The organism is Bacillus sp. Brlt_9 (assembly GCF_051948935.1).
GTDB lineage: Bacteria > Bacillota > Bacilli > Bacillales > Bacillaceae_G > Bacillus_A.
Window position 1 is genome coordinate 560,916 of record NZ_JAYJLO010000002.1, and the last position, 19,186, is coordinate 580,101.

Sequence of the window (19,186 nt, forward strand, 5' to 3'; positions counted from 1 at the left end):
AATTTTTAGTATAATGAATGTTTGTATCTCGCGTAAGGAGGGGAACAGATGGCTGACAAACCAGCTCGTTCTAAACAAATTGAAACTGAAATGACCCTTGAGCAAGTGAAAGAGCAACTCACTGAGCTCGGAAAAAAACGTGGCGTTCTTACATATGAAGAGATTGCAGAACGCATGAATGGATTTGAAATTGAATCCGATCAAATGGATGAATACTATGAATATTTAGGTGAACAAGGGATTGACTTAGTTGGTGACAATGACAACGAAGAAGGTCCTAATAATCGCCAAATTTCAAAAACGGAAGAAGAATTCGACCTTAACGATTTAAGTGTACCACCTGGGGTTAAAATCAATGATCCAGTTCGTATGTATTTAAAAGAAATTGGTCGTGTAGATTTACTATCTGCAGAAGAAGAAATTCGACTTGCAACTCGTATTGAAGACGGCGATGAAGAAGCGAAACGTCGTCTTGCAGAAGCAAACTTACGTCTTGTGGTAAGTATTGCAAAGCGCTACGTGGGCCGTGGTATGCTTTTCTTAGACTTAATCCAAGAAGGGAACATGGGTCTAATTAAAGCGGTTGAAAAGTTCGATTATCGTAAAGGTTTCAAATTCAGTACGTATGCAACTTGGTGGATTCGCCAAGCGATTACACGTGCGATTGCAGACCAAGCACGAACTATTCGTATCCCAGTTCATATGGTTGAAACGATTAATAAGTTAATTCGTGTACAACGTCAATTATTACAAGATTTAGGACGCGAACCATCTCCTGAAGAGATTGGTGAAGAAATGGATCTTGCTCCAGAAAAAGTACGCGAAATCTTAAAAATTGCACAGGAGCCAGTTTCTCTTGAAACACCAATTGGTGAAGAAGATGACTCCCATTTAGGTGATTTTATTGAAGACCAAGAAGCAACATCGCCTGCGGACCATGCAGCGTATGAATTGCTAAAAGAACAATTAGAAGATGTGTTAGACACACTAACAGATCGTGAAGAAAATGTTCTACGTCTTCGTTTTGGTTTAGATGATGGACGAACTCGTACGCTTGAAGAAGTTGGGAAAGTATTCGGCGTAACGAGAGAACGTATCCGACAAATTGAAGCAAAAGCACTTCGTAAATTAAGACATCCAAGCCGTAGTAAGCGTCTTAAGGATTTCTTAGAATAGGTTCTTTTTAAGTTTACTTCACCTTTGTGAAGTAAACTTTTTTATTTTGTTAATTTTTGTTAAACTTTAGCTGTCAGCAACGATTACAATTTCTTGTAATTTATTTTACAGAATTGTCTTTTGATTTGCAAATGCTCATTTTTCGATTTTTCGATTAATTTTGTTTATTCTATACAAAAATATATGTAGAAAAGTGAAAAATATGATGAGAAACGTTAATAATTATCGAAATAATAAGCGATATAACAATAAAAAACAATAAACTGAATTTATGGAATATTTTTAACGATTAGTAGTTTACTCTTTTCTGATAGAGCGTTTTCAAGTACAATGGAAATGACTGAATCATCTAACTATTTAGGGGTATAGAGGGGGGAGAAGAGATATGAAACGTAATCCGCTGATTCCGTTCGCTCTTATTGCAGCATTAGGTATTATCGTTATGTTTGTATTTTCATTTCAGGGGCTAAATAAATCTAAAGAGTTAGCTGATGCAAAAAATGGCGGGAAGCCAACGCAAACAGCATCAAAGCCAGAGGATATTGTGAAGCAAAGCTGTACGAGCTGCCACGGTGATCAGCTACAAGGGGCAGTAGGACCTAATTTACAAAAAATTGGTGGAAAACTTTCGAAAGAAGAGATTCAAGAAGTTATTTCGAAAGGAAAAGGAAACATGCCACCTAATTTAGTGCCAGCTGATCAAGCCGCTAAAGTAGCTGATTGGTTATCGAAGAAAAAATAAAGTTCCGTATGACAAGTCTTTTGCTTATGCAAAGGGCTTGTTTTTCTATATTTTCTAAAATACGATGAATGATAGAGAAGTGAATTGTTGTTATGGGCTTGCAACAACTACTATAAATTCATTATCATGGAGACAGACTGACAAGAGAAGGAGTAATGGAAATACATGAATGAAGTAAAGCTTTCAAAACGATTAGAAGAAGTTGTGCGTGAAATACCAGTGGGGTCTACAGTTGCTGATATTGGATCGGATCATGCGTATTTACCATGTTATACAATTATAAATAATATTGCTACAAAAGCAGTTGCAGGAGAAGTTGTAGATGGGCCATTTCGCTCTGCACAAGCAACTGTAGCTGAAAGTGGCTTACTAGATAAAGTAGATGTGCGTAAAGGGAATGGATTAGCTGTTATAGCGCCAGGAGAAGTAGATGTAATTACGGTTGCCGGAATGGGCGGAGCGTTAATTCGTGACATTTTAGAAAGTGGTAAAGAGAAATTAGAAGGTGTAACACGTTTAATTTTACAGCCGAATATTGCAGCGCATCACATTCGTGAATGGTTTATTGAGAATGGGTGGGAGCTTATCCATGAAAAAATCGTAAAAGAAGATGGGAAAATTTACGAGATTTTAGTAGGAGAGCGAGGAAACATCGAGTTGCCTTATTCGGAAAATAAACAAGCTGAATTATTTATGGGACCATTTTTAATAAAAGAAAAAAGTGAAGCTTTCGTTGAAAAATGGGAAGGAGAGTTGAAAAACTTCCAAAATATTTTAAAACAGTTAGAACGTGCGGTTGATTCTGAAGAAACAAAAGCGAAGCGTGCGGAAGTAGAAGCGAAAATGAAAATGATAGGGGAGGTTTTATCATGAGTAAAATTCCAAATGGCCATGAAATTATTTCTTTATTTGAAAGTATGTATCCAAAGCATTTGGCGATGGAAGGAGATAAGATTGGCCTGCAGATTGGAGCGCTTAATAAACCCGTGCAGCACGTATTAATTGCGTTAGATGTAACGGAAGAAGTGGTAGATGAAGCGGTTCAATTAGGAGCAAATGTGATTATTGCACATCACCCTTTAATTTTTAATCCGTTAAAAGCGATTCATACAGATAAGGTGTATGGGAAAATTATTGAAAAGTGTATTAAAAATGATATCGCAATCTATGCAGCACATACAAATGTGGATGTTGCTAAGGGCGGGGTGAATGATTTACTTGCTGAGGCATTAGGATTGCAAAATACAGAAGTTTTGGCACCGACATATGCAGAAGAAATGAAAAAAGTTGTTGTGTTTGTGCCAGTAACTCATGCAGAAGAATTACGAAAAGCATTAGGAGATGCAGGTGCGGGTCATATCGGCAATTATAGCCACTGTACGTTTAATAGCGAGGGTACAGGGACGTTTGTACCTCAAGAGGGGACAAATCCTTATATCGGGGAAACTGGGCAGTTAGAGCGCGTGGAAGAAGTACGAATCGAAACGATTATTCCAGCTTCACTACAGCGAAAAGTGATTAAAGCGATATTAACGGCACATCCATATGAAGAAGTAGCGTATGATGTGTATCCACTTGATAATAAAGGTGAAACATTAGGGCTTGGAAAAATAGGCTATTTACAAGAAGAAATGACACTTGGACAGTTTGCAGAACATGTAAAACAGTCGTTAGATGTAAAGGGTGCACGAGTTGTTGGGAGATTAGATGATAAAGTGCGCAAAGTAGCTGTACTTGGCGGTGATGGTAACAAATACATCAATCAAGCTAAATTTAAAGGGGCGGATGTATATGTAACAGGTGACATGTATTATCATGTTGCTCATGATGCGATGATGCTCGGTTTAAATATAGTCGACCCAGGACATAACGTTGAAAAGGTAATGAAGCAAGGTGTACAGAAGCAATTACAAGAAAAAGTAGATGCGAAGAAACTGAATGTACATATCCATGCTTCGCAGTTACATACAGATCCATTTACATTTGTATAAGAAAAGTAAAAACCGTTGCTCATATAGGCAACGGTTTTTATTATTGTTCTTTTTTCACTTTTACACGAGGTAATATTTTTTGTAACGGTACTTTTCGAACCCTTTCCCATGTAGCGGGATTCATTGGGTCATATTGATCTAAGAAAGCGATAACTTCTTTCGTAATTGGCGTTGGAGTAGAAGCACCTGCTGTAACAGCGACGTTTTCTACGCCTTGTAGCCATTCTAATTTGATTTCACTTACATCTGCAACGCGATATGCTTTCGTACCAGCGATTTCTTGTGATACTTGTGCTAAACGGTTTGAGTTGTTACTTTTCGGATCACCGACAACAATTGTTAAGTCTGCAACATCAGCTTGCTTAGCAACAGCTTCTTGGCGAACTTGAGTTGCTAAACAAATTTCCTTATGGAATTCTGCTGTTGGGAATTTCTTCTGAATGTCTTCCATTAAATGTTGAACATCCCATTGGCTCATCGTTGTTTGATTTGTAACTAAAATTTTATCCGTTGGAATTTCTAATGTTTTTAAATCATCAGCTTTTTCAATAAGATGAACGATATCAGGTGCAATACCAACTGCGCCTTCTGGTTCTGGATGATTTTTTTTGCCGATATAAATGACATGGTAACCTTCAGCTTTCTTTGCTTCAATAAGGTCATGTGTTTTTGTAACATCTGGACAAGTGGCATCGATTGTCGTTAAACCTTTTTCTTTTGCACGTTGTTTAACTTCTGGAGAAACACCGTGTGCAGTGAAAATAACAGTACCAGAATCGATTTTATCTAAAATGTCTAATCGACTTGGCCCGTCTAATGTGATGATGCCATCTTCTTCGAATGCATCTGTTACATGTTTGTTGTGAACGATCATACCTAAAATATAAATAGGTCTTGGTAATGATGTATCTAATGCGGCGTTACGTGCAATAACCATCGCGTCCACAACACCGTAGCAATAACCACGAGGGGAAATTTTAACAATTTTCATATGAGTAATCCTCTCCTTCTAAACAAGGGATACTTTTGTGCATAGTCTTTTACATTATAAAGGAGGAGTGGATAGAAAACAAAGGATTGTTACACATATAGTTTTGGTTTTGTTGCTATTTTTTGAACGGGCTCCTCTCGTACTTCTTTTTCTATGACGGGCTCAATCACTATTTTTTTTCTTTTTCTTTTTTTTCGTGGAGGAGGTGGAGTCGCTACCTCAACCTTCTCTGCTACGTCTTTAGTTTGATTTTCGGCTTGATCTTCTTCCGTACTTTTTCCAGAGGTGAGGATTTTAACAATGCTTGGTAGGTTACGCATAATGGGACCGTACTGTTCGACGACAGGGCTTACAGATTGAACAACTTGGGATACTTTTTCGATATTGTTTATCATATTAGTTGGATTCGAAATCAAATTCGAAATAAAGCTACCGATGCCACTGCTTGATGCCGCTGTAGTTGCTGCACCACCGCGCGTTTCATTTGATTCATACATTTGAGGGGGGATCATTTGCTCTGGATGCTGCTGCATATATGGTTGATATTGCTGTGAGTATTGCTGCGGGTATTGTTGTTGGTATTGTGGTGGATAGTGCTGTCGATATTGTGGTTGCTGTTGCTGGTGCTGGTGCATCATTGGCGGTGCTCCTTCCATTTGTCGATAAGGCGGAACCATTTGCATGTAAGGTTCGGTTGGATCGTGTTTTTTAAAGAGTTTAGCAAGGAACCCTTTCTTTTTTTGTGCCATCGGTGGTAGTTGTGGAATTGGATATGGTGTATAAGGTTGCTGTCCTTGATTCGGATACATTTGTCTTGCGGGAGATTTTGGGAACATGTGAGAAATCCTCCTTTCTTCAGTTAGGTATATACACATACAATATGCAATAAGGGGGAAGAAGGTTAGTTTTTGAAGGAAAAACCTAAACTAAAGATGGATTTTACTTGTAGATTTCGATATAATGTAGACTTGACTGATTTGTGCGCGCAGTAGAAATTTAGAAAGAAGGTGTAACTTATGACACAACAAACTTTTACACAGTATGATTTTAAACCATTTTTAATAGATGCAGTTCGTGAACTACGCTTTACAGAGCCGACAGGAATTCAACAGAAAATTTTCCCAGTCGTGAAAAAAGGTGTAAGTGTAATTGGACAATCCCAAACAGGTTCTGGGAAAACACATGCATACTTACTTCCTACATTGAACAGAATTAATGCAAGTCGTGAAGAAGTACAACTTGTTATTACAGCGCCTACTCGTGAGTTAGCACAACAAATTTACGAAGAAATCGTGAAATTAACAAAGTTCTGTGCGGAAGATCAAATGATTACAGCACGTTGTTTAATTGGTGGAACTGACAAACAACGCTCAATTGAAAAGTTGAAAAAGCAACCTCATATTGTAGTTGGAACACCAGGACGTATTAAGGACTTAGTAGAAGAACAAGCACTATTTGTTCATAAAGCAAATACAATTATTGTCGATGAAGCAGACTTAATGCTTGATATGGGATTCATTCATGATGTAGACAAAATTGCAGCACGCATGCCTAAAAACTTGCAGATGCTAGTTTTCTCTGCAACAATTCCTCAAAAACTAAAACCGTTTCTGAAGAAATATATGGAGAATCCAGAGCATATTCATATTAATCCAAAACAAGTTGCGGCTGGAAATATTGAGCATTATTTAGTACCTTCTAAACATCGAAACAAAATCGATTTAGTGAACAAAATGTTGCTACAATTTAAACCGTATTTAGCAGTTGTTTTCACGAATACGAAAAAGATGGCGGATCAGGTTGCTGACGGATTAATGGAACGTGGCTTAAAAGTTGGACGAATTCACGGTGATTTATCACCACGTGATCGTAAAAAAATGATGAAACAAATTCGTGATCTTGAATTCCAATATATTGTTGCAACTGATTTAGCAGCACGTGGTATCGATATTGAAGGAATTAGTCATGTTATTAACTACGAACTTCCATCAGATTTAGATTTCTTCGTTCACCGCGTTGGAAGAACGGCACGTGCAGGACATTCAGGTATTGCAGTGACGATTTATGATCCAGCAAACGAAGAAGCGTTAGATAGTTTAGAAAAACAACGTCATATTGAGTTCAAACATGTAGATTTACGTGGAGATGAGTGGGCGGATTTAGGTGAACGCCGTCGTCGTAAGAGCCGTAAGAAACCAAATGATGAACTTGACGTTATGGCAACGAAAGTTATTAAAAAGCCGAAAAAAGTAAAACCAAACTATAAACGTAAACTTGCAACAGAACGTGACAAAGTGAAGAAAAAATATAGCAATAAAAAAAGATAAGGGGAGCTCCCTTATCTTTTTTTTATCCAGCTATTTGCGGGATAATAATCAGTGGAGAATGGAAAAAAACAATTCGCTACATATTTCTACAAATTATGCTATCATTATATCTATTGTATATTGAAGAGGTGATTGTATGTTAAAGATTGGATCTCATGTTTCCATGAGTGGTAAGAAAATGTTATTAGCAGCAAGTGAAGAGGCTGTTTCATACGGTGCAACAACGTTTATGATTTATACAGGTGCACCGCAAAATACAAGAAGAAAACCAATTGAAGAATTGAATATAGAAGCAGGAAGAAAGCATATGGAGCTAAACGGTATTGAGGAAATTATCGTACATGCACCATATATTATTAATGTCGGGAATACGACGAAGCCGGAAACATTCCAATTAGGTGTAGACTTCCTTCGCATGGAAATTGAAAGAACATCGGCATTAGGTGTAGCGAAACAAATTGTTCTTCACCCAGGTGCGCACGTCGGGGCAGGAGCGGATGCTGGTATTCAACAAATTATTAAAGGGCTGAATGAAGTATTAACGCCAGATCAGACGGTTAACATCGCGTTAGAAACGATGGCAGGTAAAGGGACAGAATGCGGTCGTAGCTTTGAAGAAATTGCAAAGATTATTGACGGTGTAAAATATAATGAAAAACTATCCGTATGTTTTGATACGTGCCATACGCACGACGCAGGATACGATATCGTAAATGACTTTGACGGTGTATTAAATGAATTTGATAAGATTGTTGGTATTGATCGTTTACAAGTACTTCATATTAATGATAGTAAAAATGTACGCGGCGCAGGAAAGGACCGTCATGAAAATATCGGTTTCGGTCATATCGGTTATAAAGCGTTGCATCATATTGTACATCATCCACAGTTAATGCACGTACCAAAAATTCTTGAAACGCCATATGTAGGTGAAGATAAAAAAGATAAGAAGCCGCCATATAAATTAGAAATCGAAATGCTGAAAAATGGTACTTTTGATGAAGGAATTCTTGAGAAAATTAAAGCGCAATAAGCAATAAGGAGGGGATTTTCCCCTCCTTATTTTAGTAGTTGCTGAAATAAAGTATTTACTTGTTGGGCAGTAGCAGGGGAGGTTACTTTTGCTATTTGTTTTAAGAGCTCTAGTCGTTCGTCATTATCATAAATATTAATATTCTTTCCTTTCATAAGTCCAACAATTTGATCAGCTTGTGCAGTCGTAATAGAGACCTCATACTCTTTACTATATTTCAATAACTCTTTTGTAGAAATATGATTTAATTTTTTATTTACAAGTTGTTTAATGAGATTCATCGAGTTATCCTCCTTCACTCGTTCTTCTATCGAAATATATGAGTACGTAGCTTGTACATATTCGTATAGAGTTTCTTTTTTCATGAGAAAAAGAAGCGTATGTTATAATATAAGGACAAAACTTATAGAAAAAGAGTATAAGGAGGACTTATGGAGCAGAAGCAACATCGAAAAGAAAGTGTTATCCATCTTATTTATCGTTTAGTTATGATTATTTTTGGGGCAGCATGCGCAGCGGTAGCGATTGAACTATTCTTAATGCCAAATAAAATTATTGATGGTGGAATTATTGGTATTTCTCTTATATTAGATTATCTTACTCCTAATATTTGGTGGTTAAGTTTCTCTACTTTAGTCGTTATTCTTAATATCCCATTTATGTATTCGGGTTATAAACAAATCGGAAAAACGTTCATGTTATCTTCGGCATTCGGTATTGTAGCTTTAGCGTTTATTGAATCAACGTTACATGCTGTTCCGCCATTTACAACAGAACCGATTTTAGCGACAGTGTTTGGTGGTCTTATTTTAGGTCTTGGTGTAGGGCTCGTTATTCGTCACGGTGGATCAATGGACGGAACAGAAATTATGGGTATTTTATTAACGAAGAAATTACCTTTCTCCGTTGGCGAATTTGTAATGTTTGTGAACTTATTTATTTTTGCATGGGCAGCATTTGTATTTGGTGTGGAACAAGCTATGTATTCTGTTATGACGTACTATATCGCATTCAAAACAATTGATACAGTCATTCAAGGTTTAGATGAAACGAAAGCAGTTTTAATTGTATCAGATCAATATGAGGAAGTATCAAATGCGATTTTGCATCGTCTTGGTCGTGGAACGACAAAGCTTGTAGCGAAAGGCGGTTACACGGATAAAGAAAAAGAAGTGATTTATGCAGTTGTAACGCGTCTAGAAGTGACAAAGTTAAAATCAATTGTGTATGAAATTGATGCGAATGCATTTGTTACAATTATGAGTACACAAGAGACAAATGGTGGCAAGTTTAAATCGGCTATTCACTAAAAAATGCATGTAATAACAGATTTTTCCGATCGGAAATGGGATGGACTCTCATTTCATTAAAGCTTCACTTTATAGGAATATTTTTTGAAAGCAGAGAATTTTTCTCTGCTTTTTGTTATAATAATAAGGTTTCTTGAAAAAATAGATATATTTTAGGCAGATTGGTTTACAACTATAATAAGCTATACTATAATTCAAATAGATATAAATCGGAATCATTCTGAATTAAAATAGGTGAGATGCTATGAATAATATATTAGAAATAGAAGGATTGTCATTTCGATATGAAGATCGAAATGTTTTAGAAGATATTAACTTGCAAGTTCCGAAGGGAGCTTTTTTAGGTTTAGTTGGACCAAATGGTTCTGGGAAATCAACGTTGCTAAAATGTTTATTAGGTGTTTTAAAGCCAAAACAGGGAAATATTCGTTTGTTTGGTGTTGATAGTAAGAAGTTTAAAGAATGGAACAAAGTTGGTTATGTGTCGCAAAAGGCAAATAGCTTTAATTCTGGTTTTCCGGCAACTGTGTTTGAAGTGGTGTCAATGGGACTCGTTTCGAAAAAAGGGCTGTTTCGCTTTTTCACGAAAAGCGATAAGGAAAAGGTAGAAAAAGCAATTGCGGATGTAGGGATGAGTGAGTTTCAAGGCCGCAATATCGGAGAACTTTCTGGTGGACAGCAACAGCGTGTATTTATTGCTCGTGCGCTCGTTAGTGATCCTGAATTACTTATTTTGGACGAGCCTACTGTTGGAATCGATGTGAGGAATGTAGAAAGTTTTTATGAGATATTAGAGGATTTAAACAAAAGATTAGGAATCACATTAATTCTCGTTACGCATGATATGGGAGCTGTTACTGAGAAAGTAACACATGTTGCATGCCTAAACCAACATCTACATTTCCATGGAAATGTAGAGACGTTCCGAGAGTTAGAAGATGCAGAAATGTCCGTCTTATATGGACATCATGTTCATCGTTTAGAACACGAGCATGAGCATCACGGGAGGGTATAATGATACAAGATTTTTTACAATATGACTTTTTACGTAACTCTTTATATGCAGGGATTTTAATAGGACTTGTTGCGCCACTTATCGGTGTATTTGTTGTCATTCGCCGTATGTCACTTATTGCAGATGCATTAAGCCACGTGACATTATCGGGTATTGCTGCAAGTTTACTACTAGAAAAAACAATTTTCACAGGGGGATTTTTAAATCCGTTATATATGGGGATGATTTTTTCTATTGGCGGGGCGTTACTTATTGAAAAACTACGTACTGTATATAAACATTATCAAGAATTAGCAATTCCAATTATTCTTTCAGCAGGAATGGGGATTGGCGTTATTTTTATTTCACTTGCAAATGGATTTAACACAGATTTATTTAGTTATTTATTTGGTAGTGTAAGTGCCGTAACAAGTACGGATTTAATCATTATTGGTATTGTAGCAATTGCTGTTATTGTAACGATTACTTTATTATATAAAGAGTTATTTTTACTATCGTTTGATGAGGAATATGCTGTATCAACTGGTTTGAGTGCAAAGTGGATTCATTTTATTTTCATTATATTGGTTGCCCTTGTCATTGCAGTATCAATGCGTGTAGTGGGGGTTCTTCTCGTATCATCATTAATGACGTTACCAGTTGCAGCAAGTATCCGTATTGCGAATGGATTTAAACAAACAATTTTCTTTTCCATTTTATTTGGTGAAATTGCAGTAATTGGTGGAATGTTTGCTTCATATCAACTTGATCTAGCACCAGGTGGTACAATTGTTATGATAGCAGTTCTTATTTTAATTGGTGCGATTTTATGGAAGAAGAAAAAAACTGCATAAAGTAGGGATAGATATGAATCTAACAGAAGCTTTACGCCTAATGAAAGATAAAGGATACAAACATACGGGGAAAAGAGAAGAAATGCTCAGGTTATTTGCAGCTCACAATCGTTATTTAACGGCGAAAGACGTTTTAGAGCATATGAAGGATGATTATCCAGGTCTTAGCTTTGATACGATTTATCGTAACTTAACGGTGTTTGCTGAAATCGGTGTTTTAGAACAAACAGAATTAAATGGTGAAAAACATTTTCGTTTTACATGTTCTATTATGGAACATCATCATCATTTTATTTGTTTAGATTGTGGAGGGACGAAAGAGATTACTTCCTGCCCGATGGATTTTATGAATAAAGATTTTAACGGTTATGAAGTAACAGGTCATAAGTTTGAAATATACGGCCGTTGTCCAAAATGTGCAAAGTAAAATCTCGTCAGTTATATAACTGACGAGATTTTTTTATGTAGAAAAAAAGGTTGCTCACAAATATTGTGGGCAACCTTCTTATTATTGTTCTTGTGTTTCTTTTTCTTTTTCTCGTTCAGCAGCCATTTCAGCAGCAATTACGTCGATTTCTTTTTTCAGTTCTTCTACCATTATTTCTTCTGGTACTTTACGAACGACTTGCCCTTTACGGAATAATAGTCCTTCTCCACGTGCACCAGCAATACCGATATCAGCTTCACGAGCTTCACCAGGACCGTTTACAGCGCAACCAAGTACTGCAACTTTAATTGGTACTTTCAGTGTAGAGATGTATTCCTCGACCTCGTTAGCGATGCTAATTAAATCAATTTCAATACGACCACAAGTTGGACAAGAAATAAGTGTTGCTGCATTAGATGCAAGGCCGAATGACTTTAATAGTTCACGCGCAACTTTTACTTCTTCAACTGGGTCGGCACTTAATGAAATACGTAATGTATTTCCGATGCCTTTATTTAAGATTGCTCCAAGACCAGCGGCACTTTTTACAGTTCCAGCAAATAATGTTCCAGATTCTGTAATACCTAAATGTAATGGGTAATCAAAAGCACGTGCAGCTTTTTCGTATGCTTCAATTGCTAAGTTAACATCAGAGGCTTTCATAGATACGATAATATCGTGGAAATCTAAGTCCTCTAAAATTTTAATGTGATGTAGGGCACTCTCGACCATACCATCTGCAGTTGGGTATCCGTACTTTTCTAAAATGTGACGCTCTAATGAACCTGCATTTACACCGATACGGATTGGAATACCGCGTTCTTTTGCTGCATTTACAACAGCTTCTACTTTATGGCGACGACCAATGTTACCTGGATTGATACGTACTTTATCAATGCCACCTTCAATTGCTTTTAAAGCAAGGCGATAATCAAAATGAATATCAGCAACAAGTGGAATGTTGATTTGTTTTTTAATATCAGCAATAGCATTTGCTGCACGTTCGTCTGGAACAGCAACACGCACGACTTGACAGCCAGCTTCTTCTAAACGTTTAATTTCAGCAACTGTTGCTTCAACATCATGTGTTTTTGTTGTTGTCATACTTTGTATAATTAATTCATTATTACCGCCAATTGTTAAATTACCGACTTTAACTGGACGTGTTTTTGTACGATGAGTCATTTCATTCACGAATAGATCGCTCTCCTTATAAAAGAAGTTTATTATTTAGTCCCTTATATCAAGGATAGTATACGTGACATAGGGCTATAGAAACCGAAGTGCTCGGTTTCACTTTTACTATTGTATCAGCGCCTTTATGTAATTGACAAGGATTAAGTGATTGCTTATTGATATAACGGGAATTTATAAGATTTTCCAATTTGTATTTTTGTAGCAGATGTGCTTTTGTTCAGTTGTTTAAAGTCATCAATTACCTTTTCAATAGAAGGGATTTTTTTCTTGTTAATTTGTTCAGTAATAGAAAGAACTGTCTCACCTGTTTTGACTTCAATTGTTTTATAAGAGACATCTGTTTCTTTTTCTACTTTGTTCTCTTTCTTTTGTTTTGTATCTGTACTTTCTTGTTTTATCGTTTGGGCTGCAGTTGTTTTTTTATATGAACTTAACATCGGTAAAGTGCCGATTTTTATATCGTAATAAAATATATAACCGAGAACAAGCAAAAATAAGAATACACCTAATCTTTTCATATTCTTCACTCCTTTGCTAGGAATATATGCTTGTCCAAAAAAAAAATGCCTATTTAGGCATTTTTTTCGTTATTATTTTTCTTTCGGTTTTGGAACTTCTTTAATCGTTAAGTATAGAACAATTAAAACAACTGCGATATAAATGAATGTTGAACCAGGTACAACAATTTGGAATGAATCCATAATCATAAAGAAGATGGTTGGAATTGTGTAGCTGTAAGCAGTTAACGTCCATACTTGCTTATAAGATAATTTACGTTGACCACTCATAGCAGAACCTATAAATGCAAGTAAAGTAATTCCTAAGAAAGTAATAAACAGTTGGAATAGGTATACTAACACGCCGATAACAGCTAATAAAATTGGATAAATACTATCGAATACAGAAATGAATTCTTGCAAATCTTTCTTCTCAAGAGATGTCCCTAATAAATCATCGTAGGAGTATGTTTGTGTTTGGCCATTTCCTATAGAAACTACTTTATCTTTTAAAATAAATAAACCAGTTTTATTTTGATATTTTTCGATATCTGTTGTATTTGGATCAAATACGAAAAGAGCATCTCCCTCTTCTTTTTGAATAGGTTGTTCAATATCAGCTTTTAGTTCACCGTTTTCGATTTTAAAATCGGGTAAATCTTTTTCAATTGCTTGATTTACCATAGTAACACTTTCTTGGATAAAGCTACCGTAAAAGAATGTTCTTGGAATAGTAGTGATTAGACAAAGTAGCATAATATACAAAATGGTTTTTCCGATTTTTTGAAAACGGAATAGCGCCATATCTTTAGGCGAATATACGCTTTTGACTAATTGGGTAAATATGGACATAGATTCACTTCCTTTATGTATGTATAAAATCATTGTAACGTAGGAATCTAGGGAATCTCAAGATATATTATATTTACATATAGTAGAGATAACTAAATTTCTTTTTATTAATTTTCTTCTTTTAAATGAGAAAAATACAATTGACACTTTTCTTTTCTATATGGTAAATTTATCTTACATTTCTTAAAGAATATATCCGATAGGAATTCCTTTATTTGATGTATTGTTACATACATAATTTTGGACCCTTAGCTCAGCTGGTTAGAGCAGACGGCTCATAACCGTCCGGTCGTAGGTTCGAGTCCTACAGGGTCCATATCCATTTCACATGTTTATTATGTCAGCAGGAAGCTTCCTTGTAGAAGGGAGCTTTTTTTATGAAATATATGAGCATTTTAATTGAAAAGAAGTGGGAATTTTGCTACTTTAATGATAGCAAGACAATGTGATTTATTTGTTTGCACCCTATGGCAATTAGGGTAGAATGAAGTTGTATGTCACTTAAGTGGCAATACATAAACTGGGAGGAATATAACAATGGCAAAACACGAATTACCAAATTTACCTTATGCGTATGATGCTTTAGAGCCTCACTTTGACAAAGAAACAATGAACATCCATCATACAAAACATCATAACACGTACATTACAAACTTAAACGCTGCTTTAGAAGGTCATGCAGAATTAGCTGACAAAAGCGTAGAAGAATTAGTTGCAAACTTAAACGAAGTACCAGAAGCAATCCGTACAGCAGTACGTAACAATGGTGGCGGACATGCTAACCACACATTCTTCTGGACAATCTTATCTCCAAACGGTGGCGGACAACCAGTAGGCGAACTTGCAACTGCAATTGAAGCGAAATTCGGTAGCTTCGATGCATTCAAAGAAGAATTCGCAAAAGCTGGCGCAACTCGCTTTGGTTCTGGTTGGGCTTGGTTAGTAGTAAATAATGGTGAGTTAGAAGTAACAAGCACACCAAACCAAGATTCTCCTCTAACTGAAGGTAAAACTCCAGTTATCGGTTTAGATGTTTGGGAGCATGCTTACTACTTAAATTACCAAAACCGTCGTCCAGATTACATCGGTGCATTCTGGAATGTTGTAGATTGGAACGCTGCTGAAAAACGTTACCAAGAAGCAAAATAATTGTAATAACGATAGAAAAAAGCTAGGAGAATGCTCCTAGCTTTTTTCTATGCTCTCCTTTTACATAATTGAGCTTGTCTTTGGAAGACTAGAACATGAAGTAAAGGAGAGTTGTGTATGAAGTGGAAACATATAATTGGTGATGTTGAAGTGAATCGGGATTTAGTGTTATTGCTCCTTATTGGAGGTTTATACACGCTCGCAATTTCTTTATCGAATACGTTTGTTAACATTTATTTATGGAAACAAACGCAAAATTATGTGAATCTTGGCTTATATAATTTGGCCAGCGTTGTATTACAGCCTCTCACATTTCTTATAGGTGGGAAATTAGCGAAGCGTATTGATCGCTCAATCTTGTTACGAATAGGCGTAGGCACGTTAGCAATTTTTTTTATCGTTGTTTTAGTAGCGGGAAAAAGCGCTTCTCACTATATTTTATTAATGGGGGCTCTTTTAGGAGTTGGATATGGTTTTTACTGGCTCGCGTTTAACTTATTAACATTTGAGATTACAGAACCAGAAACAAGAGATTTTTTTAACGGGTTTCTAGGACTTCTTACATCCTTCTCTGGCATGATTGGACCGATAGCAGCTGGATACACAATTTCACGTATGGAAAAATGGAGTGGCTATACGGTCATATTCTTTCTTTCGTTACTGTTATTTGCAATTGCTGTTATTTTAAGCTTTTTTGTATCTAAGAGAGAATGTGAAGGTCGGTATGAAATTGTACAAGTATTGAAAGAGCGGAAAATTGATAAAAATTGGGGAAGAATTACACGTGCTCATTTTTTTCAAGGGTTAAGAGAAGGAACGTTTATTTTTGTTATTTCAGTGTACGTGTATTTAGCAACTGATAGCGAGCTTGCATTAGGGAAATATAGCTTAGTAAATTCGGCAGTATCATTTGTGTGTTACTATTTAGTCACTCGTATGTTAAAGAAAGAGTGGCGGAAAAAAGCAATATTGCTTGGAGGCATTATTTTATATGCTGTCGTATTTTTAGTTATATTCAACGTTACATACGCAAAATTACTTATTTATGCAGCGTGTATCGCGATTGCATACCCCATTTTGCTCGTTCCATACGGGTCCATGACATATGATGTAATTGGTAGAGCGAAAAATGCGAAAGAGTGGCGTGTAGAGTATGTAGTTGTTCGAGAACTATGGTTAAATGCAGGGAGAATTTGCTCGATTTTAAGTTTTTTATGTGCGGTACTATTCTTTCCGCCTGAAAAAAGTTTACCGTATTTATTATGTATTTTAGGTGCAGGACATTTCCTTATTTATTTTGCAGTTAAAAATGTCAAATATGATGAGGGAAATACGAGTAAAACAAGTGTTGTAACGCAAGGGACTGCGCAGAATCAAACAGAACCAGAAGGTTAACTTCTCGGTTGTTTTATGCTAGAATAGAAAAAGATGTAAGACAGCAGTGAGGACACCTGTATGAAGGTGTCCCTTTCACATTACATAGCTGTTGGTAGAGGGGGTTTGTATGAGCAAGAAGCAGAAACAACAAAAGAAAAAGACTCACGTTCCTTTTCGGTTAAACGTGCTGTTTTTCTGCGTGTTTTTAATGTTCTCCGCGGTTATTGTAAGGCTTGGATATGTACAAATTGTCCGCGGTGAGGAATATAAGAATGAAGTGGAGAGGAAAGAGAACTCGACGATTAGTAATCCTGTACCACGTGGAAAAATATTTGACCGTTATGGGCGAGCTGTAGTAGATAATGCAGCTGTACGTACGATTACATTTACAAAAATGAAAGGATCAACTGCAGAGGCGCGCTTAGAAACAGCGAAAAAGCTAGCAGATTTGATTGAAGTACCGACAGATAAATTAACAGATCGCGATAAAAAAGATTATTGGCTTGCTATGCATAAAGAGGAAGCGAAAGAAAAAATTACGAATAAAGATCGTCAAGAGTTTAAAGATAAAAAAATTGACGATAAAGAATTAGATGAGCGTCAACGAAATCGCGTGACAGAAGAGGAAATGAATCAATTATCCGCAAAAGATTTAGAAATATTAGCGATTAAAAGCAAAATGGACGGCGGATATGCGATGACGCCACAAGTCATTAAAAAAGATGCTACAGAACAAGAATATGCGATTATTAGTGAAAACCTAGCAGCATTACCGGGTGTAGATACGAATGTTGATTGGGATCGAAAATATGTTTATGATGATTTATTCCGAAGTGTACTTGGCGGGGTGTCAACGTCTGATGAAGGTTTGCCTAGAGAAAGACTAGATTACTATCTTGTTCGTGACTATAATCGAAATGAACGAGTAGGAAAAAGTTATCTTGAACAGCAATATGAAGATAGTTTGCACGGTACGAAAGCAGAAGTGAAAAATATTACAGATAAAAACGGTAATATTTTAGAAACGATTAATGTATCAAAAGGACAAAGTGGTAATGATCTGAATTTAACGATTGATATGGAATTACAAAAGCGTGTAGAAGAAATTATCACGAAAAGTTTATTGAAGTATAAAGGTGGGCAACCACTTTTAGATCGTGCATTCGTTGTAATGATGAATCCGAAAAATGGTGAAGTTTTATCTATGGCAGGAAAACAATTAGTGAATGAAAATGGCGAAACGAAAGTACAAGATTTCGCATTAGGAACGATGACAAGTTCTTATCCGATGGGATCGACTGTAAAAGGTGCGACGATACTTACTGGATATCAAACAGGCGCGATTCAGCCAGGTTCCGTTCAACTCGATGAACCAATTGTATTAAAAGGACCGCTAAAAAAATCTTCTTGGAAGACAATGGGCTATATTAATGATCTTACAGCGTTAAAAATGTCTTCTAACGTATATATGTTTAAAACAGCGATGAATATCGCTGGTGTTCCTTATGTACGAGGCGGTACGTTAGATATACAACAAAAATCATACGATACGATGCGTTACTATTTCGGTCAGTTTGGACTTGGTGTAAAAACTGGAATTGATTTACCGAATGAAACGGCTGGACAAAGAGGTAAAACAGATAAAATGCCAGGTTTCCTATTAGATTTATCAATTGGACAGTATGATACGTATACACCACTTCAATTAGCACAATATGTTTCAACAATTGCAAATGGTGGTTACCGTATGCAGCCGCAAGTTGTAAAAGAAATCCGTCAACCGGCAGCGAAACAAGATGAAGTTGGAAAAGTTGTTCATTCAATGGAACCGAAAGTACTAAACCGTGTAGATATGCCTGAATCACAAATTAAACGTGTTCAGGAAGGATTTAAGCAAGTGTTTAACAGTCCGGGTGGTACGGCTTTAAGCTATTTTTCGACTGCAAAATATACAGCTGCTGGTAAAACAGGTACAGCTCAAACTGTATATGGCGGAGATAAAGAGATTGGTAGAAATGCAAAAGGTGAGCGCAAAGAGACATATAACTTAACGTTAGTAGGTTATGCGCCAGCTGAAGACCCTGAAGTAGCATTTTCTGTTGTTGTACCTTGGGTAGATGATAAATCAGGTATTAACGGTTATATTAGTCGTGACATTATGGACGCATACTTTGATTTGAAAAAAATAGAAAATGGCGAAGCTACACAAGAGGAAATAGATAAGAAAAATAAAGAACAAGATGATGAATAAAAAAGTTGTAAAAAAAGC

The 19,186-nt window shown here is 36.3% G+C and carries 19 protein-coding genes and 1 tRNA gene; 14 read left to right on the forward strand and 6 right to left on the reverse strand.

Annotated features, from left to right (window positions below; translation table 11 throughout):
- Positions 1–48 precede the first annotated feature (48 nt).
- The 4 genes from rpoD (at position 49) to VF726_RS09140 (ending at position 3,909) form a co-directional block, all read left to right on the forward strand.
- Entirely contained in the window at positions 49–1,176 is a 1,128-nt protein-coding gene (rpoD, locus tag VF726_RS09125; RefSeq protein ID WP_000764063.1) for an RNA polymerase sigma factor RpoD, read from the forward strand.
- A gap of 385 nt (positions 1,177–1,561) precedes the next feature.
- On the forward strand, positions 1,562–1,918 hold the full coding sequence (gene cccA / locus VF726_RS09130) for a cytochrome c550 (RefSeq protein WP_048531220.1): 357 nt from the start codon (positions 1,562–1,564) through the stop codon (positions 1,916–1,918).
- A gap of 165 nt (positions 1,919–2,083) precedes the next feature.
- Positions 2,084–2,791, forward strand: coding sequence for a tRNA (adenine(22)-N(1))-methyltransferase (locus VF726_RS09135; protein ID WP_440167535.1), 708 nt, complete (start codon positions 2,084–2,086; stop codon positions 2,789–2,791).
- Positions 2,788–3,909 (forward strand): Nif3-like dinuclear metal center hexameric protein, encoded by a 1,122-nt coding sequence (locus VF726_RS09140; protein ID WP_440167537.1) that lies wholly within the window; start codon positions 2,788–2,790, stop codon positions 3,907–3,909. The genes VF726_RS09135 and VF726_RS09140 overlap by 4 nt, the downstream gene beginning before the upstream one ends.
- 40 nt (positions 3,910–3,949) lie before the next feature.
- Here VF726_RS09140 and VF726_RS09145 read toward each other — a convergent pair whose 3' ends face one another.
- The gene (locus tag VF726_RS09145) at positions 3,950–4,900 is read right to left on the reverse strand and encodes a 4-hydroxy-3-methylbut-2-enyl diphosphate reductase (RefSeq protein WP_078417927.1); all 951 of its coding nucleotides are present in this window, start codon (positions 4,898–4,900) and stop codon (positions 3,950–3,952) included.
- Positions 4,901–4,989: 89 nt separating this feature from the next.
- Positions 4,990–5,736, reverse strand: a complete 747-nt coding sequence (gene vrrA / locus VF726_RS09150) for a VrrA/YqfQ family protein (RefSeq protein WP_440168287.1) — start codon at positions 5,734–5,736, stop codon at positions 4,990–4,992.
- Between the two features lie 180 nt (positions 5,737–5,916).
- Here vrrA and VF726_RS09155 point away from each other — a divergent pair, with 180 nt between their 5' ends.
- On the forward strand, positions 5,917–7,227 hold the full coding sequence (locus VF726_RS09155; RefSeq protein ID WP_048531209.1) for a DEAD/DEAH box helicase: 1,311 nt from the start codon (positions 5,917–5,919) through the stop codon (positions 7,225–7,227).
- Between the two features lie 136 nt (positions 7,228–7,363).
- Positions 7,364–8,260, forward strand: coding sequence for a deoxyribonuclease IV (locus VF726_RS09160; RefSeq protein ID WP_166701786.1), 897 nt, complete (start codon positions 7,364–7,366; stop codon positions 8,258–8,260).
- Positions 8,261–8,286: 26 nt separating this feature from the next.
- Here the strand turns inward: VF726_RS09160 and VF726_RS09165 are convergent, their stop codons facing one another.
- On the reverse strand, positions 8,287–8,541 hold the full coding sequence (locus tag VF726_RS09165; RefSeq protein ID WP_048531205.1) for a DUF2624 domain-containing protein: 255 nt from the start codon (positions 8,539–8,541) through the stop codon (positions 8,287–8,289).
- Positions 8,542–8,691: 150 nt separating this feature from the next.
- Between VF726_RS09165 and VF726_RS09170 the strand changes: the two genes are divergently transcribed.
- The 4 genes from VF726_RS09170 (at position 8,692) to VF726_RS09185 (ending at position 11,845) form a co-directional block, all read left to right on the forward strand.
- On the forward strand, positions 8,692–9,570 hold the full coding sequence (locus VF726_RS09170) for a YitT family protein (RefSeq protein ID WP_000435958.1): 879 nt from the start codon (positions 8,692–8,694) through the stop codon (positions 9,568–9,570).
- Between the two features lie 244 nt (positions 9,571–9,814).
- Positions 9,815–10,585, forward strand: a complete 771-nt coding sequence (locus tag VF726_RS09175) for a metal ABC transporter ATP-binding protein (RefSeq protein ID WP_440167540.1) — start codon at positions 9,815–9,817, stop codon at positions 10,583–10,585.
- Complete coding sequence (locus tag VF726_RS09180) at positions 10,585–11,418, forward strand: metal ABC transporter permease (RefSeq protein ID WP_098667280.1); 834 nt, start codon at positions 10,585–10,587, stop codon at positions 11,416–11,418. The genes VF726_RS09175 and VF726_RS09180 overlap by 1 nt, the downstream gene beginning before the upstream one ends.
- Before the next feature lie 13 nt (positions 11,419–11,431).
- The gene (locus VF726_RS09185; protein WP_001054512.1) at positions 11,432–11,845 is read left to right on the forward strand and encodes a Fur family transcriptional regulator; all 414 of its coding nucleotides are present in this window, start codon (positions 11,432–11,434) and stop codon (positions 11,843–11,845) included.
- 81 nt (positions 11,846–11,926) lie between these two features.
- On the opposite strand, the gene ispG is transcribed toward VF726_RS09185, so the two are convergent.
- The 3 genes from ispG to VF726_RS09200 form a co-directional block, all read right to left on the reverse strand.
- Positions 11,927–13,030 carry a flavodoxin-dependent (E)-4-hydroxy-3-methylbut-2-enyl-diphosphate synthase gene (gene ispG / locus VF726_RS09190; RefSeq protein ID WP_075308387.1) on the reverse strand — a complete coding sequence of 368 codons (1,104 nt, stop codon included), beginning with the start codon at positions 13,028–13,030 and terminating at the stop codon, positions 11,927–11,929.
- A gap of 164 nt (positions 13,031–13,194) precedes the next feature.
- Positions 13,195–13,560 (reverse strand): hypothetical protein, encoded by a 366-nt coding sequence (locus VF726_RS09195; RefSeq protein WP_440167543.1) that lies wholly within the window; start codon positions 13,558–13,560, stop codon positions 13,195–13,197.
- Between the two features lie 72 nt (positions 13,561–13,632).
- Positions 13,633–14,391, reverse strand: a complete 759-nt coding sequence (locus tag VF726_RS09200; protein ID WP_440167545.1) for a DUF1189 domain-containing protein — start codon at positions 14,389–14,391, stop codon at positions 13,633–13,635.
- Between the two features lie 242 nt (positions 14,392–14,633).
- Here VF726_RS09200 and VF726_RS09205 point away from each other — a divergent pair.
- The 4 genes from VF726_RS09205 (at position 14,634) to VF726_RS09220 (ending at position 19,168) form a co-directional block, all read left to right on the forward strand.
- Positions 14,634–14,707, forward strand: a tRNA-Ile gene (locus VF726_RS09205).
- 221 nt (positions 14,708–14,928) lie between these two features.
- Complete coding sequence (sodA, locus tag VF726_RS09210; protein ID WP_001052031.1) at positions 14,929–15,540, forward strand: superoxide dismutase [Mn]; 612 nt, start codon at positions 14,929–14,931, stop codon at positions 15,538–15,540.
- Between the two features lie 117 nt (positions 15,541–15,657).
- Positions 15,658–16,935 (forward strand): MFS transporter, encoded by a 1,278-nt coding sequence (locus VF726_RS09215; RefSeq protein ID WP_440167548.1) that lies wholly within the window; start codon positions 15,658–15,660, stop codon positions 16,933–16,935.
- A 109-nt stretch (positions 16,936–17,044) separates the two neighbouring features.
- Positions 17,045–19,168, forward strand: coding sequence for a peptidoglycan D,D-transpeptidase FtsI family protein (locus VF726_RS09220; protein ID WP_440167550.1), 2,124 nt, complete (start codon positions 17,045–17,047; stop codon positions 19,166–19,168).
- Positions 19,169–19,186 lie beyond the last annotated feature (18 nt).